Source organism: Phenylobacterium sp. (assembly GCF_036402295.1).
Taxonomy (GTDB): Bacteria; Pseudomonadota; Alphaproteobacteria; order Caulobacterales; family Caulobacteraceae; genus Phenylobacterium.
In genome coordinates this window covers 1-1,882 of the sequence record NZ_DASWTE010000252.1, presented here as the reverse complement: position 1 = coordinate 1,882, position 1,882 = coordinate 1, and the positions used below count along the sequence as shown (strand labels likewise).

Sequence of the window (1,882 nt, the reverse complement as noted above, 5' to 3'; positions counted from 1 at the left end):
AGGACGCCGTGCAGACCAAGGGGATCAACCCCCTGGCGCTGGTGTGCCGCGACATGGCCGAGACGGTGAAATTCTACACCGAGGCGCTGGGCATGCCGCTGGTGAAGACGGTGATGCTGCCGGACGGCGGCCAGCACTTCTTCTTCGACTGTGGCGGCGGCTCGCTCTTGTCCTGGCCTACGCCAACTGCCTGGTGCTGCAGGGCGGGCGGACGCCGCAGGCGGTGCTCGACAAGCTGAAGACCTTCCTCTCGGACGAGGAGATCCTCGAGTTCCCCCACATCACTTGCCTCTATGACATGCACGCGGTGATGACGAAGGCGCTGCGCCTCGAGTGGGACGACCGCGACGACCCGATCACCGAGGTGGCCGCGCCCGAGGACTTCAGCGGCCGGGACTTCCTGGATATCGGGCGGCGCTAGACCCGCGCGTCCCCTAACGACGAACGTCATCCCGCGGCTTGCCCGCGGGACCCATGCTTCCGCCACCCGCACGCCTTGCGGCGGGCCGCGCTGCGCGGCCCGCTTCCCCCACCGTGCCGCCGAGGGATGGGTCCCGCGGACAAGCCGCGGGATGACGTCCGCAAGTGAGAGCTAGATCCCCGGGTCGAAGCCGCGTTCCAGCCACTCGAAGATGGCCTCGGCGGCCTGTTCGGCCGTCATCGCGGTGGTGTCGATGCGGATCTCGGCGTTCTCGGGGGCTTCGTAGGGGCTGTCGATGCCGGTGAAGTTCTTGAGCTCGCCGGCGCGGGCCTTCTTGTAGAGGCCCTTCACGTCGCGCTTCTCGGCCTCGCTGAGCGGCGTGTCGACGAACACCTCCACGAACTCGCCTTCGCCCATCAGCTCGCGCGCCATGCGGCGCTCGGCGCGGAAGGGGCTGATGAAGCTCACCAGCACGATCAGGCCCGCGTCGACCATCAGCTTGGAAACCTCGGCCACGCGGCGGATGTTCTCCACGCGGTCGGCGTCGGTGAAGCCCAGGTCCTTGTTGAGGCCGTGGCGGACGTTGTCGCCGTCCAGCGCGTAGGTGTGGCGGCCCTCGGCGTGGAGGCGTTTCTCCAGCAGGTTGGAGATGGTCGACTTGCCTGAGCCCGAGAGGCCAGTGAACCAGACGACGCGCGCGGTCTGGCCCTTGGCGAGGGACCGAGTCCGCTTGTCCACGTCCATCGCCTGCCAGTGGATGTTCTGGCTGCGGCGGAGCGCGAAGTGCAGCATGCCGGCGCCGACCGTGCGGTTGGAGATCCGGTCGATCAGGATGAAGCCGCCGAGGTCCTTGTTGTCGGCGTAGGGGTCGAAGGCGATGGGGGCCGCGAGCGAGAGGTTGCACACCCCGATCTCGTTCAGCTCCAGCCGCTTGGCCGCCAGCTTCTCCAGCGTGTTGACGTTGACCTTGTACTTGGGCTCGTGGACCTGGGCCTGGACTGTGCGGGTCCCGAGCTTCAAGAGGTAGGGGCGGCCCGGCAGCAGGCCTTCGTCATCGAACCAGACGATGGTCGCCTCGAACTGGTCGGCCACTTCCGGCGGCGCGCCGGACGCGGCCAGCACGTCGCCGCGGGAAACGTCGATCTCGTCCTTCAGCGTGATGGTCACCGACTGGCCGGCCACGGCCTCGTCGAGGTCGCGGTTGAAGGTGACGATGCGCTCGACCGTGCTCTCGCGGCCAGAGGGCAGGGCCTTCAGCTTGTCGCCGGGACGCACGACGCCCGAGGCGATGAGCCCCGAGAAGCCGCGGAAGTCCAGGTTGGGCCGGTTCACCCACTGGACCGGCATGCGGAAGGGCTTTTCCTGCAGGTCGTCCTCGACCGGGGCGTCCTCCAGCCAACGCATCAGCGGCGGGCCGGCGTACCAGGGCGCGTTGGCGCTGTTCTCGGTGATGTTGTCGCC

The 1,882-nt window shown here is 68.2% G+C and carries 2 protein-coding genes and 1 pseudogene; 2 read left to right on the top strand and 1 reads right to left on the bottom strand.

The window, feature by feature from the left end; genetic code table 11:
* Positions 1 to 8: 8 nt before the first annotated feature.
* Both VGD44_RS15505 and VGD44_RS15500 read left to right on the top strand, forming a co-directional pair.
* A pseudogene (locus VGD44_RS15505) lies at positions 9 to 179 on the top strand (VOC family protein); the annotation flags it as partial.
* A 44-nt stretch (positions 180 to 223) separates the two neighbouring features.
* A complete protein-coding gene (locus VGD44_RS15500) occupies positions 224 to 421 on the top strand; it encodes a hypothetical protein (RefSeq protein WP_331088647.1) in 198 nt (65 codons plus the stop codon).
* A gap of 171 nt (positions 422 to 592) precedes the next feature.
* Here VGD44_RS15500 and cysC read toward each other — a convergent pair.
* Positions 593 to 1,882 (bottom strand): adenylyl-sulfate kinase (cysC, locus tag VGD44_RS15495; RefSeq protein WP_331088646.1); only part of this gene is annotated, 1,290 nt, incomplete at its 5' end.